27 protein-coding genes are annotated in these 22,860 nt (G+C 54.4%); 7 read left to right on the top strand and 20 right to left on the bottom strand.

Going from position 1 to position 22,860, the window contains the following annotated elements:
• Window positions 1-60: 60 nt before the first annotated feature.
• The 6 genes from ACXAF0_RS06830 to ACXAF0_RS06805 all read right to left on the bottom strand — a co-directional run bounded on the left by ACXAF0_RS06830 (window position 61) and on the right by ACXAF0_RS06805 (window position 3,503).
• Window positions 61-807: an RES family NAD+ phosphorylase gene (locus ACXAF0_RS06830; RefSeq protein WP_475345133.1), complete on the bottom strand. Its 747-nt coding sequence runs from the start codon at window positions 805-807 to the stop codon at window positions 61-63.
• A gap of 142 nt (window positions 808-949) precedes the next feature.
• Window positions 950-1,480 (bottom strand): GNAT family N-acetyltransferase, encoded by a 531-nt coding sequence (locus ACXAF0_RS06825; RefSeq protein ID WP_475345132.1) that lies wholly within the window; start codon window positions 1,478-1,480, stop codon window positions 950-952.
• Window positions 1,467-1,610, bottom strand: coding sequence for an entericidin A/B family lipoprotein (locus tag ACXAF0_RS06820; protein ID WP_297024223.1), 144 nt, complete (start codon window positions 1,608-1,610; stop codon window positions 1,467-1,469). The genes ACXAF0_RS06825 and ACXAF0_RS06820 overlap by 14 nt, the downstream gene beginning before the upstream one ends.
• A 196-nt stretch (window positions 1,611-1,806) precedes the next feature.
• Window positions 1,807-1,983, bottom strand: a complete 177-nt coding sequence (locus tag ACXAF0_RS06815) for a DUF1328 domain-containing protein (protein WP_475345131.1) — start codon at window positions 1,981-1,983, stop codon at window positions 1,807-1,809.
• A 101-nt stretch (window positions 1,984-2,084) separates the two neighbouring features.
• The gene (locus ACXAF0_RS06810) at window positions 2,085-2,225 is read right to left on the bottom strand and encodes an entericidin A/B family lipoprotein (RefSeq protein ID WP_167723408.1); all 141 of its coding nucleotides are present in this window, start codon (window positions 2,223-2,225) and stop codon (window positions 2,085-2,087) included.
• A gap of 225 nt (window positions 2,226-2,450) precedes the next feature.
• On the bottom strand, window positions 2,451-3,503 hold the full coding sequence (locus ACXAF0_RS06805) for an alpha/beta hydrolase family protein (protein ID WP_475345130.1): 1,053 nt from the start codon (window positions 3,501-3,503) through the stop codon (window positions 2,451-2,453).
• Window positions 3,504-3,634: 131 nt separating this feature from the next.
• Between ACXAF0_RS06805 and ACXAF0_RS06800 the strand changes: the two genes are divergently transcribed.
• Window positions 3,635-4,660 carry a helix-turn-helix domain-containing protein gene (locus ACXAF0_RS06800; RefSeq protein WP_475345129.1) on the top strand — a complete coding sequence of 342 codons (1,026 nt, stop codon included), beginning with the start codon at window positions 3,635-3,637 and terminating at the stop codon, window positions 4,658-4,660.
• Between the two features lie 24 nt (window positions 4,661-4,684).
• On the opposite strand, the gene ACXAF0_RS06795 is transcribed toward ACXAF0_RS06800, so the two are convergent.
• From ACXAF0_RS06795 to ACXAF0_RS06775, 5 genes are all read right to left on the bottom strand, one after another.
• Entirely contained in the window at window positions 4,685-4,990 is a 306-nt protein-coding gene (locus ACXAF0_RS06795; protein WP_475345128.1) for an NIPSNAP family protein, read from the bottom strand.
• Between the two features lie 91 nt (window positions 4,991-5,081).
• A complete protein-coding gene (recA, locus tag ACXAF0_RS06790) occupies window positions 5,082-6,155 on the bottom strand; it encodes a recombinase RecA (protein ID WP_475345127.1) in 1,074 nt (357 codons plus the stop codon).
• Window positions 6,156-7,030: 875 nt separating this feature from the next.
• Entirely contained in the window at window positions 7,031-7,510 is a 480-nt protein-coding gene (nikR, locus tag ACXAF0_RS06785; protein WP_475345126.1) for a nickel-responsive transcriptional regulator NikR, read from the bottom strand.
• 83 nt (window positions 7,511-7,593) lie between these two features.
• The gene (locus tag ACXAF0_RS06780; RefSeq protein WP_475345125.1) at window positions 7,594-8,493 is read right to left on the bottom strand and encodes a DMT family transporter; all 900 of its coding nucleotides are present in this window, start codon (window positions 8,491-8,493) and stop codon (window positions 7,594-7,596) included.
• Between the two features lie 184 nt (window positions 8,494-8,677).
• Complete coding sequence (locus ACXAF0_RS06775; RefSeq protein ID WP_475345124.1) at window positions 8,678-9,379, bottom strand: ABC transporter substrate-binding protein; 702 nt, start codon at window positions 9,377-9,379, stop codon at window positions 8,678-8,680.
• 453 nt (window positions 9,380-9,832) lie between these two features.
• Here ACXAF0_RS06775 and ACXAF0_RS06770 point away from each other — a divergent pair, with 453 nt between their 5' ends.
• Window positions 9,833-10,870 carry a sodium:calcium antiporter gene (locus tag ACXAF0_RS06770; RefSeq protein ID WP_475345123.1) on the top strand — a complete coding sequence of 346 codons (1,038 nt, stop codon included), beginning with the start codon at window positions 9,833-9,835 and terminating at the stop codon, window positions 10,868-10,870.
• Window positions 10,871-10,900: 30 nt separating this feature from the next.
• Here ACXAF0_RS06770 and ACXAF0_RS06765 read toward each other — a convergent pair whose 3' ends face one another.
• The 7 genes from ACXAF0_RS06765 to flgB form a co-directional block, all read right to left on the bottom strand.
• Window positions 10,901-13,507 carry a hybrid sensor histidine kinase/response regulator gene (locus tag ACXAF0_RS06765; RefSeq protein ID WP_475345122.1) on the bottom strand — a complete coding sequence of 869 codons (2,607 nt, stop codon included), beginning with the start codon at window positions 13,505-13,507 and terminating at the stop codon, window positions 10,901-10,903.
• A 112-nt stretch (window positions 13,508-13,619) separates the two neighbouring features.
• Entirely contained in the window at window positions 13,620-14,690 is a 1,071-nt protein-coding gene (flhB, locus tag ACXAF0_RS06760; RefSeq protein ID WP_475345121.1) for a flagellar biosynthesis protein FlhB, read from the bottom strand.
• Between the two features lie 314 nt (window positions 14,691-15,004).
• Window positions 15,005-15,769 (bottom strand): flagellar biosynthetic protein FliR, encoded by a 765-nt coding sequence (fliR, locus tag ACXAF0_RS06755; protein ID WP_475345120.1) that lies wholly within the window; start codon window positions 15,767-15,769, stop codon window positions 15,005-15,007.
• 65 nt (window positions 15,770-15,834) lie between these two features.
• Window positions 15,835-16,104 carry a flagellar biosynthesis protein FliQ gene (gene fliQ, locus ACXAF0_RS06750; protein WP_033068899.1) on the bottom strand — a complete coding sequence of 90 codons (270 nt, stop codon included), beginning with the start codon at window positions 16,102-16,104 and terminating at the stop codon, window positions 15,835-15,837.
• 197 nt (window positions 16,105-16,301) lie between these two features.
• Window positions 16,302-16,628 carry a flagellar hook-basal body complex protein FliE gene (fliE, locus tag ACXAF0_RS06745; protein ID WP_167723370.1) on the bottom strand — a complete coding sequence of 109 codons (327 nt, stop codon included), beginning with the start codon at window positions 16,626-16,628 and terminating at the stop codon, window positions 16,302-16,304.
• Between the two features lie 45 nt (window positions 16,629-16,673).
• Window positions 16,674-17,081, bottom strand: coding sequence for a flagellar basal body rod protein FlgC (flgC, locus tag ACXAF0_RS06740; RefSeq protein WP_475345119.1), 408 nt, complete (start codon window positions 17,079-17,081; stop codon window positions 16,674-16,676).
• A 24-nt stretch (window positions 17,082-17,105) separates the two neighbouring features.
• On the bottom strand, window positions 17,106-17,504 hold the full coding sequence (gene flgB / locus ACXAF0_RS06735) for a flagellar basal body rod protein FlgB (protein WP_044829526.1): 399 nt from the start codon (window positions 17,502-17,504) through the stop codon (window positions 17,106-17,108).
• A 282-nt stretch (window positions 17,505-17,786) separates the two neighbouring features.
• On the opposite strand from flgB, the gene csrA reads away from it, so the two are divergent.
• The 5 genes from csrA to fliP all read left to right on the top strand — a co-directional run bounded on the left by csrA (window position 17,787) and on the right by fliP (window position 20,416).
• Window positions 17,787-18,071 (top strand): carbon storage regulator CsrA, encoded by a 285-nt coding sequence (csrA, locus tag ACXAF0_RS06730; protein ID WP_475345118.1) that lies wholly within the window; start codon window positions 17,787-17,789, stop codon window positions 18,069-18,071.
• A 227-nt stretch (window positions 18,072-18,298) separates the two neighbouring features.
• Entirely contained in the window at window positions 18,299-18,715 is a 417-nt protein-coding gene (locus tag ACXAF0_RS06725; protein ID WP_475345117.1) for an EscU/YscU/HrcU family type III secretion system export apparatus switch protein, read from the top strand.
• Window positions 18,712-19,047: a flagellar protein FliT gene (gene fliT / locus ACXAF0_RS06720; RefSeq protein WP_475345116.1), complete on the top strand. Its 336-nt coding sequence runs from the start codon at window positions 18,712-18,714 to the stop codon at window positions 19,045-19,047. The genes ACXAF0_RS06725 and fliT overlap by 4 nt, the downstream gene beginning before the upstream one ends.
• A 59-nt stretch (window positions 19,048-19,106) precedes the next feature.
• The gene (locus ACXAF0_RS06715; protein ID WP_475345115.1) at window positions 19,107-19,601 is read left to right on the top strand and encodes a FliO/MopB family protein; all 495 of its coding nucleotides are present in this window, start codon (window positions 19,107-19,109) and stop codon (window positions 19,599-19,601) included.
• A complete protein-coding gene (gene fliP, locus ACXAF0_RS06710) occupies window positions 19,598-20,416 on the top strand; it encodes a flagellar type III secretion system pore protein FliP (protein WP_475345114.1) in 819 nt (272 codons plus the stop codon). The genes ACXAF0_RS06715 and fliP overlap by 4 nt, the downstream gene beginning before the upstream one ends.
• 329 nt (window positions 20,417-20,745) lie before the next feature.
• On the opposite strand, the gene ACXAF0_RS06705 is transcribed toward fliP, so the two are convergent.
• Both ACXAF0_RS06705 and ACXAF0_RS06700 read right to left on the bottom strand, forming a co-directional pair.
• Window positions 20,746-21,505 (bottom strand): IS5 family transposase gene (locus tag ACXAF0_RS06705; protein WP_475345113.1). Its coding sequence is split into 2 segments (ribosomal slippage): window positions 20,746-21,169 and window positions 21,168-21,505, totalling 762 coding nucleotides; the frame shifts between segments, so codons are not numbered across the junction.
• 72 nt (window positions 21,506-21,577) lie between these two features.
• Window positions 21,578-22,846, bottom strand: a complete 1,269-nt coding sequence (locus tag ACXAF0_RS06700; protein ID WP_475345112.1) for an NAD(P)/FAD-dependent oxidoreductase — start codon at window positions 22,844-22,846, stop codon at window positions 21,578-21,580.
• Between the last annotated feature and the right edge of the window lie 14 nt (window positions 22,847-22,860).

Raw genomic sequence — 22,860 nt, 5'->3', positions numbered from 1 at the left:
CGGCCCTGCCCTGTCCAGCGTGACCGTGACTGATTGCCAACAAAGAACTTTACGTTCTTACTAACAAGTGTAGGAACCTCCTACATCTGATGTCTCCACCTTCAGACTTTTGACTTTGTGCAAGTTGCAAGCCCGGATCTTCGCGGCATCAAGATCAAAGAGTGCAATATTGTGACTTGGCTCATCATCGCCTTTAGAAAACTGACTTTTATAAGCAACGCCATCAAACCCGCAACTCTTGAACAACTCGCATAGAATCTGTGTCGGGATATAATCAGCCATATTATCGCGAACGGTAACTGGCTGGGAGAAAGCATTGTTTATCTGTCCCCACACTTGTTGCTCAACATCGCTATCTAAGTTCTCTTCCAGCACATCTAAAAAATTGAACTCTGCAAGACTGCAATCCACAACATTCAAATCTCTTTGCACTTCGAATGCACCGACTGAAACATATGAGCCAATCCACGGTCGAATTTCGGAAATGGCGATACTTTGTTTTGTTGCGAGGTAAAGGCAAGGTATCCCGCGAGAATTTGCTCTTCCATCTGCCGCACAATATGTAAGCGGCTTCATTCTCTTCGGTTTGTGCGGGTAAGTATTATAATCACCGCCTTCAACATCGTATTCTCGATGCCCTCCCTGAGCCCGCCATAGTAAGGCCCCTTGGCGAATTCGACGAGCTCTGCTTCGCGCCGTATCTTTTACATTGTCTAGAAAATTTCTCGTTTTATCGGTGTAAACAAACCGCCGCTTTCGGCTAACCTCAAGCTCGAATTCACGATATTCTTCCCACTTTAAAAACATTGTGGTTCCTCGCCTAGAAGTCAAAACAAGTTAGCAATATGTAAGTGCTAAATTTCCTTAGCATCCCGCCTTCGTGATCAAGCCAAACGCATCATAATAACAATCTTCTAAACCGCATTTCAGCGATCACAACTTAGCGACATTAAAGCAAAAATGTGAATCGATCCCGGTTCATTGCCTCGACAAAACCGGCCGGTTCAAACCCAAGACCCAACAGTAATTTGCGTGATCCGATATTTTCAGGATGGGCAAAGGCGGTCAGGTGGGTGAGTGATGTGTTGTTACGGCCATAGATCAGGGCTGCATTGGCCAGCTCCCGCCCAAAGCCCTGCCCCCACGCGTTCGGCGCGAAGTAATAGCCAAGTTCCGGTCCCCAGCCGGGATCGAACGGATCGGTGTAAAGTCCACCCCAGCCAACGACAGCGCCGGTTTCACGCAGCCTAACAATCCACGGCGCAAAACCGTCGCGGCGCCGGAACCATTCATGGACCAGCACGCGCTTGCGACAGGCTGCAAGACTTTCATCACACTGGGTGAAGCGCATCGCATCACGATCGCCAAGGAAGACATAAAGATCGGGAATATCAGCGAGCCGCGCGGACGAAAGCTCTAGCCGTTCGGTGCTCAGGCTGGCCCTACTAAGACGGGCCGTTTTCGGACTAGTCGTTTGCACTGTCCTGAATCGTCTTGCCGAGGTTTTCCATATCACGCCCGAAGCCTTCGGCGGTTTCGCAGGCACCAAGGGCAAGACCAAAACCAAGAACCATCAGAACGGCGAGAAGACGCTTTGTGATCGTTTCCATCTTTGCAGGATGCTCCATTCAAGTCCGAATAACGGGCGTCGCGCCCATCTTGTTGTTTATCGCAATATTCTGGCGTGCCCGCGACATGCGCGCAACTGTTATCGCGACGCGTTGTTTGAGCCCGAACGCAAGAAAGGACGCCAAAACGGCGTCCTTTCTCATGCATTGCTCGTGTCGCGGATTTTTAGATTCTATATCAGACCGGCGGACGACGACCGCGAATTGCGTTGAACACAAGGGAAATCACAAACAGCGCGATAAAGACAAAGAACAAGATCTTTGCAAAGCCAACGAACGCCCCGGCAAGTCCGCCAAAGCCAAGAACGGCGGCGATCAGTGCCAGGATCAAACAAAATACAGCCCAACCTAACATGTTATTATCTCCTTTTTTCGGTGTGCGCTGACACACCATCGGCGCGAGTTATTCAGGCGCAGCCAAATGGTCTGTCAGCGCCACAAGTAAGGACAAACTTATCAATCAGCTTCGTCCTGAATGGCTTCACCGGCATCTTCGACGTCTTCGCCAAAGCCTTCGGCGGTCTCACAGGCAGCAAGGCCAAGACCCATGCCCGAAATCATCAGGATCGCGAAAAGTTTCTTCATCGTGTTCGACATGATGTTTCTCCTGTTTGCTCTTGTCGATGCTCACAGGGTTTCAAACGACGACAACCGGGAATTGTTCCAACACATTCCTTTCAATGTGCGATTTTTATCACGACAACCCTTTGGAAAGGCGCAGTTTTCCGGGGCCTTTTCCCAATCATGATCATTTTGGGGCACGTGCAAATGCGGGGGATCGTTCCCGATCCCCGGCACCTTTATCGGTGTTATAGGCTCCCTTCACGACGCCTTTGGGTGGAGCGCGAGATAGCGACTGATTTCCTCAATGATCTGCTGATGGATCGCGGCACGGTCGGTGCCTTCGGGGTCCGAACAGATCGGATCATCATCCATTTCTGCCAAAAGCTCGGCCGCCCCCGGATTGCATTCACCAAGGAAGGTCAGATGATTGGCCGGTGCAAAGACCGCATAGGATGGGTTATCGAGTTTACCCAAAAGGTTGCTTCCGGTTTGCGTGACGTCGGCCGCCTTCCAGCCATGTTCACGCCCCAGGCGGATAAACAGCAAATCCGGATCGGCTTCAGAAAGGCTGGCGTCATTCACCGCGAAGGTCATGCCGGGCTCAATCGCAATGAACTTTGAAATGCGGGTATCCTTCGACCCGGCCTCAAAATCGGCGGGCAGGTGATCAAGATGCACGCCGCCCTGTTGCAAAAAGGCGCAATCCTGACCCGTCGTGCCAAACTGCTGGCAATAATTGCGATAGGCATCACGATCAAACCGCAAACCCGCAAGGTTAAGCGCCGTCGCCCCGCCCAGTGAAAAACCCGCCGCAGCAATCCGATCGGTATCGATATAGGGTTCGAATTCCGGGTGTGAGAGAAGCTGATCAAGGGCGGCATGCAGGTCCTTGGCGCGCTGACCAAGCTCTGCCAGGCGGCGCGGTGATGAATCGCCTGATGTGCTGCCGGGATGGTTGACCGCAAGAACCATCGCCCCACGCAGGGCCAGTTCGGAGGAAAACCAACCAATCGCATCCATATTCCCGCCCGATCCATGTGACAACAAAATCAACGGATGCTTGCCCGGTTCCACCGCCGCCCCGATATAGGCATTCGTGCTTTTCCAAAGCGCGCTTTGATTGACCGGGGCGCGATAGATAACCGTATCGGCGGGATACCAGATTGATGCGGCGATCGGGCGTGAACGATGGGCCGCATCAACATCAAATCGATCATATCCGGCAAGGTCCTTGCCCGCATGAACAGGGTTGGATGACAGACCAAGGACAAGGCCAACAGCAATCGCAAGTGCAGAAGTTACGTGTTTCATGATTTCAATCCGTGTTCTAAGTTTCACGGGTATCAATTTGCATCTGCCTTGCGGGTTCTCGCGTCCTCAAACCGGTTTAAGGACGTGCAAAACCGGTTTTGGGACATTTCTGTCTGGATAACGCTGCCGCCATGATCGCTTTGCCTGTTCCGTTGATTGTTGCCCTGCTGCTGGCTTTTTTGTTTGTACGAGCCGTGCTGTTTGAAAAGACATCGCCGCTATTGGGCGCACTTTTGCTCGCCTGTGCGGTTCAAAGCATCACGGTGTCGCTGGTGCATTACTATGGCTTTTTGGACCTGCGTCTTATTCAGCCAATCACCGCGTCCGTGATTCCGGCCCTGGCCTGGATCGCCTTCCTCGAAGGCGGTGTTAGGCCGCGTCTTCAAGCCAGCGACATCTGGCATATTGCCGCCCCGGCACTCATGACGGGTATTTTGCTGTTTGCGCCGATGCTGATTGATGCGCTGCTTGGCGGATTATTCGTGGGCTACGGGCTTGTCATTCTTCTCGCACTGCATCGGCAAGGCAATGATTTGGCCCATACGCGTCTGGCATCGGGTTCGGTGCCGGCCTTGATCTGGCGGGTGATTGCGATTGCCCTGATCATCTCGGCCATCAGTGACGCATTGATTTCCGTTGCCTTGCAACTAGGGGCCGACAAAGCACCGGGTATTATCCTGAGTGTGTTTTCATCTGTCGCCCTGCTTGCCATCGGTTTGTTGGCACTGTCCCCCGCCATTGACGTTGCGCGCGAAGACGACGATGCAACACAGGACACAAGCCTCGCTACCCAAGACACAAAGTCCACTCCCGACATTCCGGTGGCGGAAATCATGGCGCAACTCGAAAGGTTGATAGATCGCGAGAAGCTCTATCTTGATCCGGATTTGACGCTGGCGCGCATCGCGCGGCGGCTGGGTTATCCGCTCAAACAGGTTTCAACAGCAATCAATGCGGCGACGGGTGAGAACGTGTCACGCTATATCAACAAATACCGGATTGATCATGCCTGTCAGGCGCTTGATGCCGGCGAGAATGTCACCAACACCATGCTGACCAGCGGCTTTAACACCAAATCGAATTTTAATCGGGAATTCCTGCGCATTACCGGCAAAACTCCCAGCCAGTGGCAGCAGCAAAAAGGCACCGAGCATTGATGTCAGGAACCCTGCAAAGACCGATCAGTCCAGAACCGGGCGCATGAAGCTGCGCTCATAAGAGATGATGCTGCGATTGCGCACTTCCATCTCGAAAACCTCCTGGCATTCTGTGTCGCCTGCCATACGGTTGCGATAATCCTCGTAGTCGGCAAGGCTCGGGAAACTGAACAACGCGTATGCGACGTTGCTCGCCCCTTCATGGGGTAGAAAGTAACCATGATGGGTTCCGCCCATGCGGTTAACGATCGGGATCCAGCGTTTGGCATAAGCCTCAAATTCAGGAACCTTGTGACTGTCGATGATGTATTTCAGATAGCACGTAACCACGATAAGAACTCCGTCATAAGGATCGCGAACAAAAAAAGGCGGGATGTTTCAGCATCCCGCCTTTTGAGATCATTTTGCAAGATCAATTAGATCAATCGTCATTGACCGGATTGTCTTCACTCATATTGGTCATGGCTTCGGCGATCAGACCGGCACTCTCGCGAATGCTGTTTTCGATCTCCTGGGTCATTTCCGGATTCTCGCGCAGGAAGTTCTTGGCGTTCTCACGCCCCTGACCGATACGAGTCGAGTTATAGGAGAACCAGGAACCGGATTTCTCGACGATGCCGGCCTTGACGCCAAGATCAAGGATTTCGCCCATCTTGGAGACACCTTCGCCATACATGATGTCAAATTCGACCTGCTTGAAGGGCGGTGCCATCTTGTTTTTGACGACCTTGACGCGCGTCTGGTTACCCACGACCTCGTCACGATCCTTGATCTGACCGATACGGCGGATATCAAGACGGACAGAGGCATAGAATTTCAGCGCGTTACCACCGGTGGTGGTTTCCGGGCTGCCAAACATCACACCGATCTTCATACGGATCTGGTTGATGAAGATGACCATGCAGTTCGACCGCGCAACGGAGCTTGTCAGTTTACGCAGCGCCTGGCTCATCAGGCGGGCCTGAAGACCAACATGGGTATCGCCCATTTCACCTTCGAGTTCCGCACGCGGCACAAGGGCCGCAACCGAATCGACAACCAGAACATCAATCGCACCGGAACGCACCAGCGTGTCGGCGATTTCAAGCGCCTGCTCCCCAGCGTCAGGCTGGGAAATCAGCAGCTCGTCGGTGTTTACCCCCAGTTTGCGGGCGTAGCTCGGATCAAGAGCGTGCTCGGCATCGACAAAGGCGCAGGTACCACCGGCTTTCTGCGCTTCGGCAACGGTATGGAGCGCAAGTGTGGTTTTACCCGAACTTTCCGGACCATAGATTTCGATGATACGGCCACGCGGAAGACCGCCAATGCCAAGGCCGATATCAAGGCCCAGCGAACCGGTCGAAATTGCTGAAATATCAACGGCATTTTCGCGCTGGCCCAGCTTCATGATCGAGCCCTTGCCAAATGCCCGTTCGATTTGCCCAAGGGCGGCTTCGAGTGCCTTCTGCTTATCCATAGTATCCTTATCCACCAAATGCAGCGCGGTCTGAATCATTGCTCGAACTCTCTTATTCCACAGGGCCGGGTTTGATGCAACGCAGGCGGTTCCCCGGACCCAGGGTCACGACCTGTTAATTTGGTTCGAATGGTCGCTCAGATTTGTGCGGATACGCGGAGCAAAACCACAGGAAGATATCTATCTTTCAAAGTTTTGCGACAAAGTAGCCCGTGCAAATCTGAGCGATCCGAAGGACAGCTTTTATGTTCGCAAACTCCTGCGTCAAAACCCTTGTGCCGGATACCAACCCGCCCTGCGGGGTTTTCCTTGGATTTCACAAACATAAAAACTGCCATTCCAATCAAATTAACAGGTCGTGACCCTCGATGCGGAACGCCACCGCTAGACTGTCTTGTCTGTTGCCGCAGCCTGCCACTGCGTTCTCCTCGACAAAACACTTGAGAACATAATGCGAACATTCTCACAAAATTTCAGATGTTGCAAGTTTGTTCTCATTTTTATGCCTCCCCAAAGAAAGGCGTTCCAACCGCCGCCCCAAGATGATGGTTGATTATGGAAGGTTAAAAATTGGGCGAGCAGCCATTGCGCAACCGGCCTGCCCTATCATGGGGATAGCAATGCGCCACAGAACAGCCTCCGAAACAGCAAACCGAAAAATGTGCGTCAGAGGTATCTGGACGCCTTGCACATTAATTTGGACGCTCGGCACATTGTATTTCAGCAAGCAGGCGATATGATTTCGTCATCGCGTCCCAACGCGTATCCCTCAGGGGATGGGAGGGGAAGCTGTCAAATGCCTTGCGATTTTAAGAGCCATCGCAGGGTATCTCGGGGCGGCTCCCTCCCGACATTTTATCCCCAACCAGATCGTCCAGCCGTTGCCTTGCCGCCAGCCCCAGTCAACAGGGCTGTCAGGTGGTGATTTTCAGATGTTCGTGCTTGTGCGCATGCCCATGATGTTCATCGCCGTGATGGTGGGTTTCGACATGCAACTCACCGGGGACGGAATAGAGCTGCCCGTGGCGTACGCCGGGCTGGGCCAGCACCTTATCCGCGAACGCCCGGATTTCGGACAGTCGTCCGCGCAAGGTCACACTTTCAAGGCAGGTATCGTGATCAATGTGGAAATGCACCGTTGAGATCGTCAGGTTATGATGCTCGTGCTGGGTGCTCATCAGGCGTGATGCCAGCATGCGTTCCTCGTGATCATAAACATAGTTCAGTACCGCAATCCCGACCCCGTCGGCAATTTCTTCAAGCTTGGTGTTCTGAAGCTTTTCGCGGATCAGGTCGCGGAACCCCTCGGACCGGTTGGTATAACCACGCCGATCGAGAAAGGCGTCAAAGGCCTCCATCAGGTCGTCTTCGATGGAAACTGTTACACGGGTCATGGCGTTATCCTGATCTTCTGGTGTGCTATTGCCCGAAGTCTAACCGATTGAGGAAAAAGTCAAAAGGGCAGAGCGCATGAGAGCTAGTTCAAAAACAGCAAGGCCACCCCGCCAAAGGCAAGACAGGTCCCCGCCACCGCCTGCAAGCCGACCGGTCTGCGCATGATCAGACCTTCATAGACAATCAGCAAAACCGGCGGCAACGCCATCAGGGTCGAGGCAATACCGACATTGGCATTCTGAACGGCCAGCATTGAAAGCCACACGCCCACCGCAGGTCCGATAAACGCGCCAAGCAGGAGCCACTTGCCAACATCTGGCGCAATGCAGGCCGTGACCGTGCGCCGCACGCACCCCATGATGACGGCAAGCCCCCACATCGCGATAACCGCAACCAGTGTTCTGATCCAGCTGGCCGACAGCGCCGAATATCCGTCAATCAGGGCATATTTGGCGGCAATCAGATTGGCCACCTGTCCAATCGCCCCACCAAGACCAAACAGAATGCCCATCAGGTAATCGCGCCCCACCAGCCCGACCGGGCGTCCCTTTTTGCCCAGAATGACGATCAGGATCCCGCCAACACCACAGGCAATACCGGCAATCTCGACCGGACGAAGGGTTTCGTCAAACAACAGCCAGGCCAACACCGTGCCCATGATCGGTACGGTTGACATCAGAAGCATTGATAAGCGCGCTCCAATGATCACAAAGGCCTGAAACAACAGGGCATCGCCAATCACCAACCCCAACACCGAGGAAAGAGAGAGCCAGCCAAGCTGCTCCCACGTCACCGAATTGGGCCAAGGCTGTCCTTCAAGGATCCAATGCAGGAGTGTCAGGCAAAAGATCGAGCAGGCCAGACGCCCGCGATTGACAGTCTGCGCGCCTGCCTTGCCGCCGACATTGGAGAAAATCATGCTGGAGCTCGCCCAGCAGAGCGCAGCAGTAAAGGCGGCGGCCTCGCCCAAAAAGGGAACCATGGGGCACGTTTCCGAAAATTGTTATTTGTTCGGTTAAACCGGTTATGGGCAGGGTCATGGTGGCGGAACCCTATCTGTCATGAGTACAAATTTTCGGGCATTTGCAATTGATTTCATCGGGATCACGCAACATTCAGCGGGCGCGGCCATGGTAACAGGGTTCCAAGGGCGTCTGTTATCCCCGTCAGTTCGAAATTCCGCGAAAGATATAGGTCCCGTGATTGAATTGTGGCAAAAGCGCTTCATGTTCCTTACGGAGCCAGCTATAGGTCGTTGACGTATCCACCTCGATCTTACTGTAGTCTTTCGGCACCCCGTCGGTCTGGCTAAGCGAAAATCCATCGATCAGCGCACCGTCCAAACGCCCGTGATGTAACATGCGCAGCATCATGCCTGCACCACGTGGCACATTGACAACATTGGCAATGCCAAGCAATTCCTGTTTAACGCGCTCATCACCAAGCCAAACACCGATTTCCTTGCCCTTGAGGTCACCCAGCGTCTTGACGTTTTTATCGGGTGTAATCAAAAAACTTTTGGGGCGACCAACAACTACACCGCCGGCAACAAGTGGCACGCCGGCCGATTTTTGAATGGAGTCGCAACTCGAAAAGACACCGTCAATTTCGCCAAGTTTCAACGAAACCGCCATTCGTTTATTGGGCAACCAGACCGGCTGCACGCACAACCCGGCCTCGGCCATTGCCGCCCGATAACGTTCGGCAGAACGCGCGTTATCGGCCATTTCGGGCAACGCTATTTTAAGACAGATTTTCTCTTCTGCCTTTGCCGATGGCAGCAATTCAAAAGACAGGAAAAGTGCTGCCAGGAAAATGACAGCAAATAGACACGACTTTACGATCGCATTTGGCTTGCGGACCGCCATTCAATCACCCCCAAAACAATCATGTTCCCGGTTGATTTCGGGACATGTTGCCAACCTGTCTGAATGCCCGCTGTCATTGACTGCAGTCGGGTCATTTTATTGGTTCTTATTTCGGCTTTTGCCGTTGGGCGAAACTATAAGCGCAATCGCAAAGCCCCGACAAGCGCCTGCTGCCCGTTCTTGCAATTCAAACGTATAGGTCACAGGCCGTATCTGCCAGATGCATGGCAACGAATACAGTAACCTAAGCTGGACTGTTTTGATGGTTCGGCCTGTACCCGCACCGCCCGTAAAACATGATATCGGCGGAACAAGCATCAATGTAAGATGTTACACAAGAGGCCCAACCCGACGGGGTGATGAACGAAAAAGACCGCTCATATCCACGTTCTATGCGGCTCGGCGCCATGTAAGGCTTTGCCCCTTTGTCTTTTTTGATCACGGAAACAGTGCATGCCCTTTGACCTTGGCCAACAATCACTTGGTTTTATTGTTGCAACCTTTGCTGTTTGCACATTGATCATCGGATTTGCCGGAACCCGACTTGCCGGGGTGGCCGTCAAACTGGCCGAGCGGACGGGTATGGGGCAAATCATCGCTGGTGCATTGTTTGTTGGCATGTCGACCAGCCTGCCGGGCAGTGTTCTTTCGGTAACCACGGCCTGGCAAGGCCACACCGACCTTGCCATCGGTAACGCCCTTGGCGGGATTGCCGCCCAGACAACGTTTCTGGCGATTGCCGATCTGTTTTATCGCAAGGGCAATCTCGAACATGCCGCGGCCAGTGCAACCGGCCTTGCGCAAACCACTTTGCTGGTCAGCATGCTTTCAGTGCCGATCCTGGCATATGCCGGGCCGGAATGGACGGTTTTCCACATTCACCCGGCATCGATCCTGCTGTTTGTCATTTATGCATTTGGGCTGAAGCTTCTGTCGGAAATCCGACAAGAACCGATGTGGCATCCCGAGAAAACCGATCTGACCGAAGAAGACGCCAAACATGAAGAGGCCGACAAAAACCCCGAAAGCAATGCCCGCCTATGGGGGGAGTTCCTTGCCTTTGCCCTGCTCACCGCGATTGCCGGACATATAATCGGCCAATCCGGCCTTGCGATTGTCGAGATCACCGGCATCAGTGAAACCGCCGTTGGCACGTTCCTGACCGCGATATCCACATCCTTCCCGGAATTTGTATCGGCCATTGCCGCGGTGCGCATGGGGGCAGTCAATCTGGCAGTTGGGGACATCATTGGCGGCAATGCCTTTGACGTGCTGTTTCTCGCTGCATCGGATTTCGCCTATCGCGAAGGATCCATTTATGCCGCCTTTAGCGACCAGCACCTTTTCACCATCGCACTCGTCATCCTGATGAGCGGCGTGTTGTTGCTTGGCATGCTAAACCGCGAACGCCGCGGCATTGGCAATATCGGCTGGGAAAGTGTGGCGATGCTGGCCCTTTATGGGGCATCTGCCTTCTATCTTGCCGGCTGATCCGAGCTTTTGGAAAGCCAGGGTCAGGCCCTAGAGCACTTCTTTGACCTTGGTCGCAAGGTCTTTGAGCGAGAACGGCTTGGGCAGGAAGTGCACGCCGTTTTCTTCATCGAGCTCATCGCGATAGGTATCTTCGGCATAGCCCGAGATAAAGATGACTTTAAGCTCCGGCTTTTGTTCACGCAGCATGCGAACAAGGGTCGGGCCATCAATGCCCGGCATGACGACGTCCGAGATCACCAGATCAATCGTCTTTTCGGTGTTATTGAGCACCTCAAGCGCGTTATCGCCATTGTTGGCTTCAAGCACGTCATAGCCCTTGCTGCGCAATGCACGGGCGCCGAATGTGCGCACCGCGTCTTCATCCTCGACCAGGAGGATCGCACCGGTACCGGTCAGATCGCGTGACGGGGTTTCCTCGATCACGGCCTGGGTTTCGGCAATTTCTTCTTCGGATGCGTCATAGCGCGGCAAATAAATGGTAAAGGTCGTACCTTTGCCCTCTTCGCTATCAACCGCGATAAAGCCGCCGGTTTGCTTGACGATGCCATAAACCGTCGAAAGCCCCAGCCCCGTACCCTCGCCGCGCTGCTTGGTCGAGAAGAAAGGCTCAAAAATGCGGGTCAGGTTTTCCTTGGGAATGCCAATACCGGTATCGGTCACCTTGATGCCGATATAGTCGCCCGGCGGGATCACCTCGGTACCGGTTGCAGTCGGCTCGTCAATGATTTCGGTGCTGGTCTGAACCGTAAGCGTGCCGCCCTCGCCGGCCATGGCATCACGTGCGTTGACGACAAGGTTGATAATCACCTGGTCAAGCTGGCCCGGGTCAACCTTGACCAAACCGATATCGCGACCATGACTGACTTTAAGGTCAATCTTCTCGCCAATCAGGCGGCGCAGAAGATTGGACATTTCCGCCAGTGCATCGGTGATATTGATGATTTTCGGCTGCAAAGTCTGACGGCGTGAGAACGCCAAGAGCTGGCGGACAAGATTGGCCGCGCGGTTGGCATTCTGTTTGATCTGCATGATGTCGGCGAAGCTCGGATCACCCGGCCCGTGGCGCGACAACAGAAGATCGCAAAACCCGATCATCGCAGTCAGAAGGTTATTGAAGTCATGCGCCACCCCACCGGCAAGCTGACCAACAGCCTGCATTTTCTGGGACTGGGCAAATTGTTCCTCAAGGTTCTTCTGCTCGGTCGTATCCAGGAAGTTCAGAAGCAATGCACCGGCTTCGCCCGAACGGCCCGCAACACGTTGCAGATAAATCTGGGCCGCAACACCGCGCGCACCGGCAAGGCGGGCCTCAATCTGCCCACCCTTGCCCATGCCCATCACGGCCTTGGACAGATAGCGCGCCACTTCGTCGCGATCTTCGGGCAGGATCAGCTCAAGGATCGAACGCCCGACAACTTTGTCATGGGTCTGACCGGCCGTGACGATAAAGGCGCGGTTGGCATCGGTGACCGTGCCCGACATATCGGCCAGAACGATTGAAAGCGGGCTTTCATCAAAGAACCAGCGCACCCGGCGCTCGGTTTCGGCCAGCGCATGCTCCCATTCGTGGGCCGGCATCGGATCGGGGAAGATCACAGCCTGACTGCGCACTGGCCCCGTACCCGGCGCATTGATCGAATGGGTCACAAAACAACGAATAGGCTCACCACCGGCCACCTTGAATTTGACCTCGCCATTGATCCCGTCGCCAACGATGAGATCCGCCAGTTCGACCGTGCCGTTATTGAAGTCTTCCGGCTCCCCGCCCAGCCAGCTTGCCAGACGCCGGTTGAGATAAAGAATGCGCCCTTCCTCGTCGAGGCCGCAAACCCCGACCGGCAGGCGTTCGATCATCTGATCGGCATGTTCAAAGCCACCCTGGGCCGCAGAAACCGGAAGGTTGGCGGCCATTTCAGATGCCTCGGGTGCAGACAAGGCAAAGCTTTGTTGTGGTTCCGCCGACGGGAGCAGCATGGACGCATCCCGATCGGCCATAACCGACGCATCAACACCGTCAACAGTCCAGAGCATCTGACCCGCACGCGCATTCGCCGCAGTTACAGATATGCGCAGGCAGGCTCCGCTGCCCGATGCTTTTGCCGCAGAAGTGCTTTCATCCGCGTCGCTGTCATCGGTTTTGTCAGAACCTTCTTCGTCGGTGGCACTGTCATCTGCGGCAAGTTTTTCTGAGCGCGACAGATCGACAAACATCTGCCCGCCCTCGCCGCGCATGGCGCGGGTGCGCAACTCTGCCAGTTCATCACTGCCAATACCGAGGAAGGACAGGCGCGCTTCAAGTGCGGAAAGCATGTCCGAACCGGCATCAATGCCGAGTTTGGAGGAAAAGGCCGGGTTGGCGTAGATCGTCTTGCCATAGGCATCAATCAGCGCAACACCGATATCGGATTTGGCAAAGCCCGAAATCAGGGGACCAAGCCCATCATGCCCGCCATTGCGGAGTTTTGCCGACAGTGAAAGTGAGGCAACGGCAACCACCGCCACACCGGTGACCATCGCACCGATAATCCACATCAGACGCGCGTCGAGGCCTGCCTTTGCCAGCACGTCCATCAGGACGAAGACAAACGCAACAAATGCGACACTTACAGCAAGGATAAGCCCCCGAAACAGCACGCGACCGCCTTTAACGACAATAACTTAACAAAATAGTCTACACTTTTAGCTGCTTATGACCCGACTGGCTACCGACAAGTTTTCAATCAGATAAAGTTACCAACACCCTGTGCTAACCCAGCTTCTTGCCGCGCTGGCGGAACACAAACGAGATAATCTCGGCAACCGCCTTATAATGTTCGGGCGGGATTTCCTGATCGATTTCAACGGTCGCAAACAAGGCACGGGCAACCGGCGGGTTTTCCATGATTGTGATGTCATGTTCTTCGGCGACTTCACGGATCTTAAGCGCGACATTGTCCTGCCCCTTGGCGATGCACATCGGCGCGCCCATCGTGTCGATGTCATATTGCAGGGCGACAGCAAAGTGCGTCGGGTTGGTGATGACCACGTCGGCTTTCGGCACGTTTGACATCATACGTTGCTGGGCACGCTCCATCCTGATCTGACGGACCTTTGCCTTGATCTCGGGGCTACCTTCGGTCTGTTTGAATTCGTCCTTGATTTCCTGCTTGGACATTTTCATCTGCTGATTGAACTCGTACTTCTGATAGGCAAAGTCGAGCCCGGCAATCACAGCCGTCAATGAAACCGTCGCGATCAACAGGATGATGATCATGTCATAAAGGCGTTCAAGCGTCAGACCGAGGGACAGCTGGGGATACAGCTCAACATCAACCAGTTCGGGCATAATCACCAGCGCAAGAACCACCCCGACCAGAATGATCTTGCTGACATTCTTGGCAAACTCGACCAAGCTTTTCATTGAAAATAGGTTCTTGAGCCCCTTGAGCGGATTAAGCTTTTCGGGTTTGGGCTCGATACGGTCAACCGCGACAACGATCCCGTTCTGAATGATATGCCCGGCTGCGGCAAAGAATATCAAAAGCACGAACGGAATGCCCAACACCCACAGCATGCCGAGAATGACGTCTTCAAACAGACCGGGGACCCCCGCCTGGGTCACATCAATCGCATGCGGGTGTTCGATAAAGCCGACAGCAAGATCGCGCACACCCGCCGCCATGGTTGGGCCGAGCATGGTCATGACAAGACCGCCGCCAAACAGGATCATGAAGTTCCCGACTTCCTTGGAAACTGCGACCTGACCTTTTTTTCGCGCGTCCTCAAGCTTTTTACTTGTGGGGTCTTCTGTCTTTTGGCTGTCGTCTTCTTCTGCCATTGGCACACCCATGCTTGGCAAAACGGGGCAAAACACCGCCCGTCACGGCCTTATACCAAGGAGCAGAAATACTCATCAATAGAGATCGTGCAAACGAGCTATTGGCTAGGAAGAACAGTGCAGGCGATGCGGAGCATCGTCAAGCTGATCTGACGCCGGCCGGTAGTTTGTTTGCGCGACCGGGACGGCACCTTATCACGCCCTCCGGATCGCGTCGTAGCTCACTTCCGATGCTCCGCATCGCCGCGCGAGCCTCTCCCAACCAGAGAACCCGATAAGGTGTCTCTATAGGTGAATATTTCTACTCCTTGGTATTATGGACTGAGAAACGCCTCAAGCCCGGTCTCGAAATATGCAAGATAAACCATCATCATGGATGGCAGAGCCAAGGTCAACAAAAGCAATGCAATCGCAATTTGAACCGGCATTGCGACAAAGAACACGGGCAATTGCGGCATCAGCTTGTTAAGCAAACCCAGCGCGATTTGAAAACAGATCGCCACCACCAAAAACGGTGCAGACATCTGCATGGCGATGACGAAACTGTCATTGATCGCGGTGGCAAAAAATTCGCTCATATCCCCGACAGGCAAAACACCGCCGGGCGGAAACAATGTATAGCTTTCAAAAACCGCCTGAATCATCAAGTGATCCATCCCGGTCGCGAACAAAAGCACAAGCGCGATTTGCATCAACAAGTTGCCCGTCACCGCACTTTGCGCCCCTGACAATGGGTCGGCGGTAAAGGCGTTCGCCATCGAGGACAGATAGGCAATAATCGACCCGGCCGTCTGTATGCCCGCCAACATGACCTGGGCAAACAGGGCGAAAAACAGGCCAACCGTGATTTCATATCCAATCCCGACCAAAAGCGACGGCGCGTCGGCCGGCTGCGGCGGGAAAAGTGGGCCAGCCAAGGGCGAGATCACAACAGCCACCCAAAAGGCAAACAAAAGCCGTGCGCGTGCCGGCACAGCACGTGCCCCAATACCAGGCATAAAGGCAAAGGCCGCCCCCACCCTGGCGAAAGTCATCAGGACGACGTAAACATTCAGCGTAAGAAGTTCTTGAAGATCCATGTCGTCTTCGACTGCCTTACAAAATCACGCTGGCAAATCCACACTGGCGTGCGCCGGAGTTAACGCTAATTGGGCAACCCGATAAAGTGGTCAACCATCCGCCCCATGAATTCGATCATCTCGGTCATCATCCATGGCAGCAAGACCAGAAGGGCAATGAAGATCACCAAAATTTTGGGCACGAAGGTCAGGGTCATTTCCTGAATCTGTGTCAGGGCCTGAAACAGGGCGATGATCAGACCGACCCCAAGCGCAATCAGCATCAGCGGCGTGGTGACTTTGAGCAGTGTCCACACCGCGTCATAGGCCACGTCCATGATTTCAGCTTGATCCATCGGGTCTTCCTGTTTCGCCGTCTTGTCTTGTGGGCCGCTTGGCGCCCTTATCCTTCATACAGGATTTATCATGGGGTTTGCCATGATTTCCTGACTTATCAAATGCTTCGTTTCAAACGCTTCGTTGCGCATTGCCCGGACACACAAAAACCGCACGAAGGATCGCGCGGTTTTAAAAGGACGTCTCTAACTGTCGATCAGACCGGCATATTCAGGATGCTCTGATAAGCCTCAACCGCCTTGTCACGGACTGAAACCACGGTACGCAAGGTAACCTCGGCGGCAGAAACGGCCGTGACGACTTCATGGAGTTCCGCATCACCAGTGACAGCCTTCTGGGTCATTTCTTCGCTCATTGCCATGGTGTCGCGGGCATCATATGCCGCCCCCTTGACCATGTCGGCAAAACTTTCCCCCGGGTTTACGGACTGTCCCGTACCGGTCACGGTTTCCGTAACGGTGTTGGTCTTGCCTGCCGCCGCATTGCGGTAGGCAGAAATGGCATCGTTGAAGCTTCCGACCATGGGTCTCAATCCTTAAACGTGTTCTTGCCCGGATATATCGGCTGCTTATTGCAGGATATCAAGGGTCTTGAGCAACATGCTGCGCGAAGACTGGATCACATTGAGGTTGGCCTCATAGGAACGCTGTGCTTCGCGCATATCCATCATCTCAACCAGCGTTTCAACATTCGGGGTCTGAACATAACCCTGATCGTTGGCCGCCGGATGGCTTGGTTCGTATTTCATACCAAAATCAGAGCGATCCGGCATCACCTTATTGACCTTGACCATCTCGGCACCGACTTCGCGGTCCATGACGTTCTTGAAGGTCAGAAGCTTGCGACGATACGGATCCTGACCCGGTGCAGTCGGCAGGCTGTCTGCGTTGGCAACGTTTTCTGCCGCAATCCGAAGACGGGTACCCTGTGCACGCATGCCAGCAGCAGAGATTTTAAAAGCCTTGTAGAGTTCCATGGTTTCTTACTCTCTTGCTAGCGATTAGCGGCCGAGGGCCGAAATGAACATTGTTTTCTGCTTGGCATACAGACGGGTCATGGTCTGATAATCGACCTGGTTTTCGTTCATCTTGACCATCTGTTCTTCAAGGATGACGGCGTTTTTGCCCGGCGCGACTTCATAGTTCTTGCGCACTTCCTCGTCCTTGAAGTTCTGCGGTTTGTTCAGACCCTGACTGTGACCCGGCGTGGTCGCCTGCATCGCAAGGATGAACTGGCGGTCGCGGCCGATGTTTTTCGGGTCGAATTCCTTGAGATCGTTGGCGCGGTAGTTTGGCGTATCGGAGTTGGCGATATTCTGCGCGATGACTTCCTGACGCTGTGTCAGCCAGTCCATCTTCTCCTTGAGATTGGCGAACATGCCAAGTTTGCCGATATCCATTTCCTGCTCCTTGTCTGCGCAATGACGAGTATTGAGTGCGCGGGTAAAGCCGAAGTTAACGTTGCGCCCTGATCGGGTCCGGATTTTCCGAAGGGCTGTTTTTGCCGCCCCGATAAATCCTGCCAACTTAAATGCACGTGCCGTGCCAAACATAAAAACAGCGTTGAAATTGCCGGTAATTCCGTCTAATCACTGCGGGCACTAGACCCCGCCAATGAAACCGGGCATATTGGGCGCGTCTGATGAATATTTGTCATCAATCTATCAAAACCGGGAACTTGCATGCTCTATCTCACACGAAAAGTCGGCGACTCCGTTGTCATTGATGACAATATTGAAGTCACTGTCGTTGAGGTCCGTGGCAAGACCGTGAAGCTTGGCTTTACCTTCCCCGAAGACGTGCAGGTCCTGCGCCGCGAACTCTATGATCGCATTCAGGAAGAAAACCGTTCGGCAGCCGTCAGCGAAGACCTTATTCGCCACCTCGGCACTGTCAGCCCGTCGGACAAGGCTGCTTCCGACAAAAAGGCCGATGCCGATAGTAAAGACGAGTCTGGCGACGACTAGTCCATCTGTGCCGATCACGCACAGGCACCCTTCGTAAACATTTTAAAGATCCCCCATGCCGGGCCTGCCGGGCCGTTGGCATGCCTGCCATCTGCTGCTTTTCCGTTATCATCACCCTCACCTTCGCGTCGACAACGATTTGTTGACCATCTTGGGTCTATGGTCGACCCTGTCTGGGGCGCATGCCGCTGACAGACAAGGCAAACCGTCCTGAATTGAAGGACCGTATGAACGGGAAAAAGCCCACCTATGACATTACCGACAAACCGGCGAGCAGGACGGAAGATCTTGCCGCGCCGGGTGCGCATGACCAAAAGGCGGTCGCGCTGCGGTACAAGCATGGGCGGGACAATGCCCCAACGCTGAGCGCGAAGGGCGAAGGCGGCGTTGCGGAACAGATATTGCAAGTGGCCTTTGCCAACGGCATCAAGGTCCGCAAGGATAGCGATCTTGCCGAAATTCTAATGGCTGTGGATGTCGAAAGTGAAATCCCGCTTGAAGCCTTTGCAGCCGTCGCCGAGATTTTGAACTATATATACCGGATCAATCGCATTTATGGCGGTCCGTCGCGCAGCCAGTCCGATCCCGAAGATCAGATCCTGGCCACACCAAAAGATGACGTAAACGGGGAAGGCCTATCATGAGCCCAGAACAGTACAAGCCGGATCAGTTCAAAAGCGACCTGAAACGCGTCCTGTCCCTGATCCGAACCGGGCAGCGATATCTGGAAGACGGCAAGGTGGTTGAGCTGGCAGCCCTTGAAAGCCGCATTGCCGATCTGTGCGAACAGGCCAAGACGCTTGCCCCTGCGCAACGTCAGGAAGTCGCCCCGCTGCTGGCCTCGCTGATGGAAGAACTCGGACAGTTCGAAAGCCAGATGCAGCAGGAATATAGCGACATCCAGCGCCAATTGCGCGGCATCAGCAACACCGCACAGGCAACAAATGCCTATGCACAGGCCGCCCGCACCAAATAGGAAACCGCCCAAGACACTGATGTGAAACGGGCCTTTGCGACCACGGTCAGTATGCCGCCTTGCCTGACCTTGGATGGCGCGGTAAACAGAAACACAAGATCGGTGATCACAATGGTGATACACCTGCCAACGATGCGTCACGGGTTGTAGACGGGGAAAACTGCCTGATGGAACTAAGCGCCTATTTCCGGTTTGTCGCAGCCCTGCTTTTTGTGCTGGGGATCATTGGCGTCTTTGCCCTTCTGGCCCGGCGGTTTGTTCCCGGTGCGCGCAACATCAATCGGCGCGGCACCAAAAGACGCCTTTCCGTCGTAGAAGTCGTCCCGGTCGACACCAAGCGCCGTCTGGTTTTGATCAAGCGTGATGACACCGAACATCTTGTCATGCTGGGCCCGAATGGCGACATGGTCGTCGAACGCAATATCGGCACCCATTTCAGCGAAATCCTTGGCGATCAAGGCGCGGCAGACGATACCCTGTCGCCAGAAGGCACCGAGATTGCGATTGAGGCCACAAAAGACGCCGCGACGACTGACAGGAATGCGCCTGCATGAACCGTGATATCCCATCAACCCGCACCAAAGATGACAAACCAGCAAAGGCCGGATGGCGCGCACCGCGCTGGTTGACGCGGTCTGCGGTCTGGTCGCTGTTTCCGCTGATTGCCATCATGGCAGGCGGAGATACGGTTCAGGCACAGACATTCAATTTTGATCTTGGCGACGGACCGGGGGTGACCTCATCGGGCCGCCTTATTCAGCTTATTGGCCTGATCACGGTTCTGAGCATCGCGCCTGCCATCCTGATGATGGTGACATCCTTTACGCGTATCATCGTGGTGCTCAGTCTGCTGCGAACGGCACTGGGCATTCAGCAATCGCCACCAAACCAGGTCCTGATCAGTCTGGCGATGTTCCTGACCCTGTTTATCATGATGCCAACGCTTGAGCGGGTCTGGGACGAAGGCCTGCAGCCGATGATCAACGGCAATATTGACGAGTTCGAAGGTTTTGAGCGGTCCGTCCAGCCGGTGCATGATTTCATGATGACCCAGGTGCGCGAACGCGATCTTCAGCTTTTCGTCAATCTCGCTGGCATTGACGAAGTCACCTCGCCCGAGGATATCCCGCTGCGCTCCCTGATCCCGGCCTTCATGATCAGCGAACTGCGCCGCGCGTTTGAAATCGGCTTCCTGCTGTTTATCCCGTTCCTGATCATCGACATGGTGGTCGCCAGTATCCTGATGTCGATGGGCATGATGATGCTGCCACCGGTGATTATTTCCCTGCCATTCAAGCTCATCTTCTTTGTGATGGTGGATGGCTGGTATCTGATTGCCGGCTCGCTCGTGGAAAGCTTCGGCGGTTAGAGCCTATCCCCTCTCGGTTTCTCAGATTTTGTTTTTGTTTGGCGAAGCGTTTGGCAAGGCACACCGCTTGGACGATGCGGCGCATCGTCCAAGCGGTGTAACGCAGCGAAACGTCGCCAAACAGAAACCCGAAGGGCCGAGAGCTTTTTCTGCCCAGCCGCGTCAACGATCTCGAGCGTAGCACCGCTACGTTCTGCGATCCTTTCCTAACTGGACAGAAAAAGTTCTCCGGCAAAATCAAGAAACCGAGAGGGGAAAGGCTCTGTGCCGGCGGGCCAAAAGCGCAGACCTATCGCACAGAAGAAGACTTGTCCTAGGCTCAGGACTCATTAATTGAGGTAAAATATGACGGTAGCAGCGATACAGATCGCTGAAAAGAAGGTGTGTGCGCATCGGTCATATCGGGTCGCCACCCTGCGCCAGTCTTTGAGCTTTCCGAACATGTTCTCGACTTTGTGCCGGGTTTTATAGAGCTTTCGGCAGTATGATATGTGTGTGTTTCTGTTTTTGCGGGGCGGTATGCAGGGCTTGATACCCTTGGCGTTGAGCGCCGCCCGGAACTCGTCGCTGTCATAGCCCTTATCACCAATCAGGTGAGATGCCGAGGTTGGCAGGCTTTCATACATAAGCTTTGCGCCAAGATGATCGCTCATCTGACCTTCGGTTAGCAGCAGGACAAGTGGCTTGCCGTACTCATTGACGACGGCATGCAGCTTGGAATTCAGGCCACCTTTCGTTCGCCCGATACGGCGGGGACATCCCCTTTTTAAGCAGGCTGGCCGCCGTGCGATGTGCCTTCAGGTGTGTGGCGTCGATCATCAACTGTTCAGGCTCGCCGTTCTCGGCTGCAATCGCAGAGAATATACGATCAAAGACACCCAATCGGCTCCAGCGTACAAAGCGGTTATAGAGCGTCTTGTGCGGCCCGTATTCCCTTGGGGCATCACGCCAGCGAAGACCGTTGCGAATGACATGGATGATCCCGGAAACAACGCGCTGATCATCAACACGAGGAACCCCGTGAGCCTGTGGGAAACAGGGCTCAATACGCTGCAACTGAGAACGGGAAAGCCAGAATAGATCACTCATAAAGTGCTCCTCACCAATCAGAGAAACCACTTTCTACCAAAAAGGTGGAGCGAAAATTAATAGGTCCTGAGCCTAGCTTTCAAGATGATCGCGCAGTCGATAATACCAGATCGCAATCGTCGCATAGGCGCGATGCATGTCGTGCGCAATCAGCGGGCTGATATCACGGAACCGCAACGGCAATGGCGTATCGGGTGCCAGAAGGTTATCGGCGATTGCCTTGCCAAGAGATGTGGATAGCGCCACCCCGCGCCCGTTATAGCCAACCGCCATTGTCATATTCGCGACCGGTCGATGCAGATGCGGGAAATGGTCATAGGTCATGGCAAGCCTGCCCGACCAATAAAACTCCAGCGGCACCGATTTTACCCATGGGTAATAGGCATAAAGCTCTGATACGGTTTCCTCGAACCCCGACCGGTCTGTGGGATCGCCAAAAGTGCCGCGTCCGCCCAACATCAGCCGCCCGCCCGGTCCGATCCGGAAATAGTTACCAATACGGCGGCTGTCGGAAACCGGTGTTTTGGTTGGCAGTACCGCGGCCAACTGGTCTTCGCCAAGCGGGGCTGTTGCCACCTGGAAGCTGTTGACCGGGATCAGGCTTTTGCGCAATTTCGGGAACAGATCGCCGGAATAGCCATTGGTCGCAACCACCAGATGGTCGCTTTTGATCGATGCCGCGCCATCAGCAACCTCGGCCTGCCATTTCCCGGCAATGCTGTTTAAGCGCTGTACCGGCGCGGGTGCAAAGACTTGACACCCCGCGGCCTGCGCCGCACGGGTCAGCCCGCGAATGTATTTTAACGGATGAAGCTGCCCTGCCCGATTGTCAAGCCATCCGCCAACAAGCCGTTCACTGCCGGTCATGGCCTGAACTTCTGCGGTGTCGAGCATTTTGACATCCGCCCCACGCGATTGCCATTCGCGCATGCGGGCTTCAAGCCAGCCAAGATGATCACGTTTAACCGATCCCTGTATCCAGCCACTGGGCGTGGGATCACAGTCGATGCCGTGTTCCTTGATCAGATTAAAAGTCGTCTCGGCGGTTTTGCCCGCGAACTCGGTCGAGTATTCGTCGTAAAGCTTATCGATCTTGTCCGGATCATGTTTAAGCCCTGGAATGACCTGGCCACCGTTGCGGCCTGATGCCCCATAGCCCGGCCGCACTGCATCAACCAAAATAACCGATGCCCCGCCCTTGGCCAGTTGCAGCGCACATGACATGCCGGTGAACCCACCGCCAATAATCATGACATCACATTTATATTCGCCTTCGGGCGTTACGGTTTCGGGGGCATCACTGGCGGTCGCTTCCCAGAGCGATGACAGATCACTATTCATATGGACCTCGGTGG

This window comes from Thalassospira sp. ABD4_177 (assembly GCF_056160125.1).
The sequence above is the reverse complement of the archived record's forward strand: the minus strand, read 5'-3'. Positions and strand labels throughout refer to the sequence as shown.

What these genes read in the sequence shown, in the direction of transcription:
- ACXAF0_RS06830 (WP_475345133.1), bottom strand. Translation starts at nt 807, where the DNA reads ATGTTTTTAAAGTGGGAAGAATATCGTGAATTCGAGCTTGAGGTTAGC.
- ACXAF0_RS06820 (WP_297024223.1), bottom strand. Translation starts at nt 1,610, where the DNA reads ATGGAAACGATCACAAAGCGTCTTCTCGCCGTTCTGATGGTTCTTGGT.
- ACXAF0_RS06815 (WP_475345131.1), bottom strand. Translation starts at nt 1,983, where the DNA reads ATGTTAGGTTGGGCTGTATTTTGTTTGATCCTGGCACTGATCGCCGCC.
- ACXAF0_RS06810 (WP_167723408.1), bottom strand. Translation starts at nt 2,225, where the DNA reads ATGTCGAACACGATGAAGAAACTTTTCGCGATCCTGATGATTTCGGGC.
- ACXAF0_RS06805 (WP_475345130.1), bottom strand. Translation starts at nt 3,503, where the DNA reads ATGAAACACGTAACTTCTGCACTTGCGATTGCTGTTGGCCTTGTCCTT.
- ACXAF0_RS06800 (WP_475345129.1), top strand. Translation starts at nt 3,635, where the DNA reads ATGATCGCTTTGCCTGTTCCGTTGATTGTTGCCCTGCTGCTGGCTTTT.
- recA (WP_475345127.1), bottom strand. Translation starts at nt 6,155, where the DNA reads ATGATTCAGACCGCGCTGCATTTGGTGGATAAGGATACTATGGATAAG.
- nikR (WP_475345126.1), bottom strand. Translation starts at nt 7,510, where the DNA reads ATGACCCGTGTAACAGTTTCCATCGAAGACGACCTGATGGAGGCCTTT.
- ACXAF0_RS06780 (WP_475345125.1), bottom strand. Translation starts at nt 8,493, where the DNA reads ATGGTTCCCTTTTTGGGCGAGGCCGCCGCCTTTACTGCTGCGCTCTGC.
- ACXAF0_RS06775 (WP_475345124.1), bottom strand. Translation starts at nt 9,379, where the DNA reads ATGGCGGTCCGCAAGCCAAATGCGATCGTAAAGTCGTGTCTATTTGCT.
- ACXAF0_RS06770 (WP_475345123.1), top strand. Translation starts at nt 9,833, where the DNA reads ATGCCCTTTGACCTTGGCCAACAATCACTTGGTTTTATTGTTGCAACC.
- flhB (WP_475345121.1), bottom strand. Translation starts at nt 14,690, where the DNA reads ATGGCAGAAGAAGACGACAGCCAAAAGACAGAAGACCCCACAAGTAAA.
- fliR (WP_475345120.1), bottom strand. Translation starts at nt 15,769, where the DNA reads ATGGATCTTCAAGAACTTCTTACGCTGAATGTTTACGTCGTCCTGATG.
- fliQ (WP_033068899.1), bottom strand. Translation starts at nt 16,104, where the DNA reads ATGGATCAAGCTGAAATCATGGACGTGGCCTATGACGCGGTGTGGACA.
- fliE (WP_167723370.1), bottom strand. Translation starts at nt 16,628, where the DNA reads ATGGTCGGAAGCTTCAACGATGCCATTTCTGCCTACCGCAATGCGGCG.
- flgC (WP_475345119.1), bottom strand. Translation starts at nt 17,081, where the DNA reads ATGGAACTCTACAAGGCTTTTAAAATCTCTGCTGCTGGCATGCGTGCA.
- flgB (WP_044829526.1), bottom strand. Translation starts at nt 17,504, where the DNA reads ATGGATATCGGCAAACTTGGCATGTTCGCCAATCTCAAGGAGAAGATG.
- csrA (WP_475345118.1), top strand. Translation starts at nt 17,787, where the DNA reads ATGCTCTATCTCACACGAAAAGTCGGCGACTCCGTTGTCATTGATGAC.
- ACXAF0_RS06725 (WP_475345117.1), top strand. Translation starts at nt 18,299, where the DNA reads ATGAACGGGAAAAAGCCCACCTATGACATTACCGACAAACCGGCGAGC.
- fliT (WP_475345116.1), top strand. Translation starts at nt 18,712, where the DNA reads ATGAGCCCAGAACAGTACAAGCCGGATCAGTTCAAAAGCGACCTGAAA.
- fliP (WP_475345114.1), top strand. Translation starts at nt 19,598, where the DNA reads ATGAACCGTGATATCCCATCAACCCGCACCAAAGATGACAAACCAGCA.
- ACXAF0_RS06700 (WP_475345112.1), bottom strand. Translation starts at nt 22,846, where the DNA reads ATGAATAGTGATCTGTCATCGCTCTGGGAAGCGACCGCCAGTGATGCC.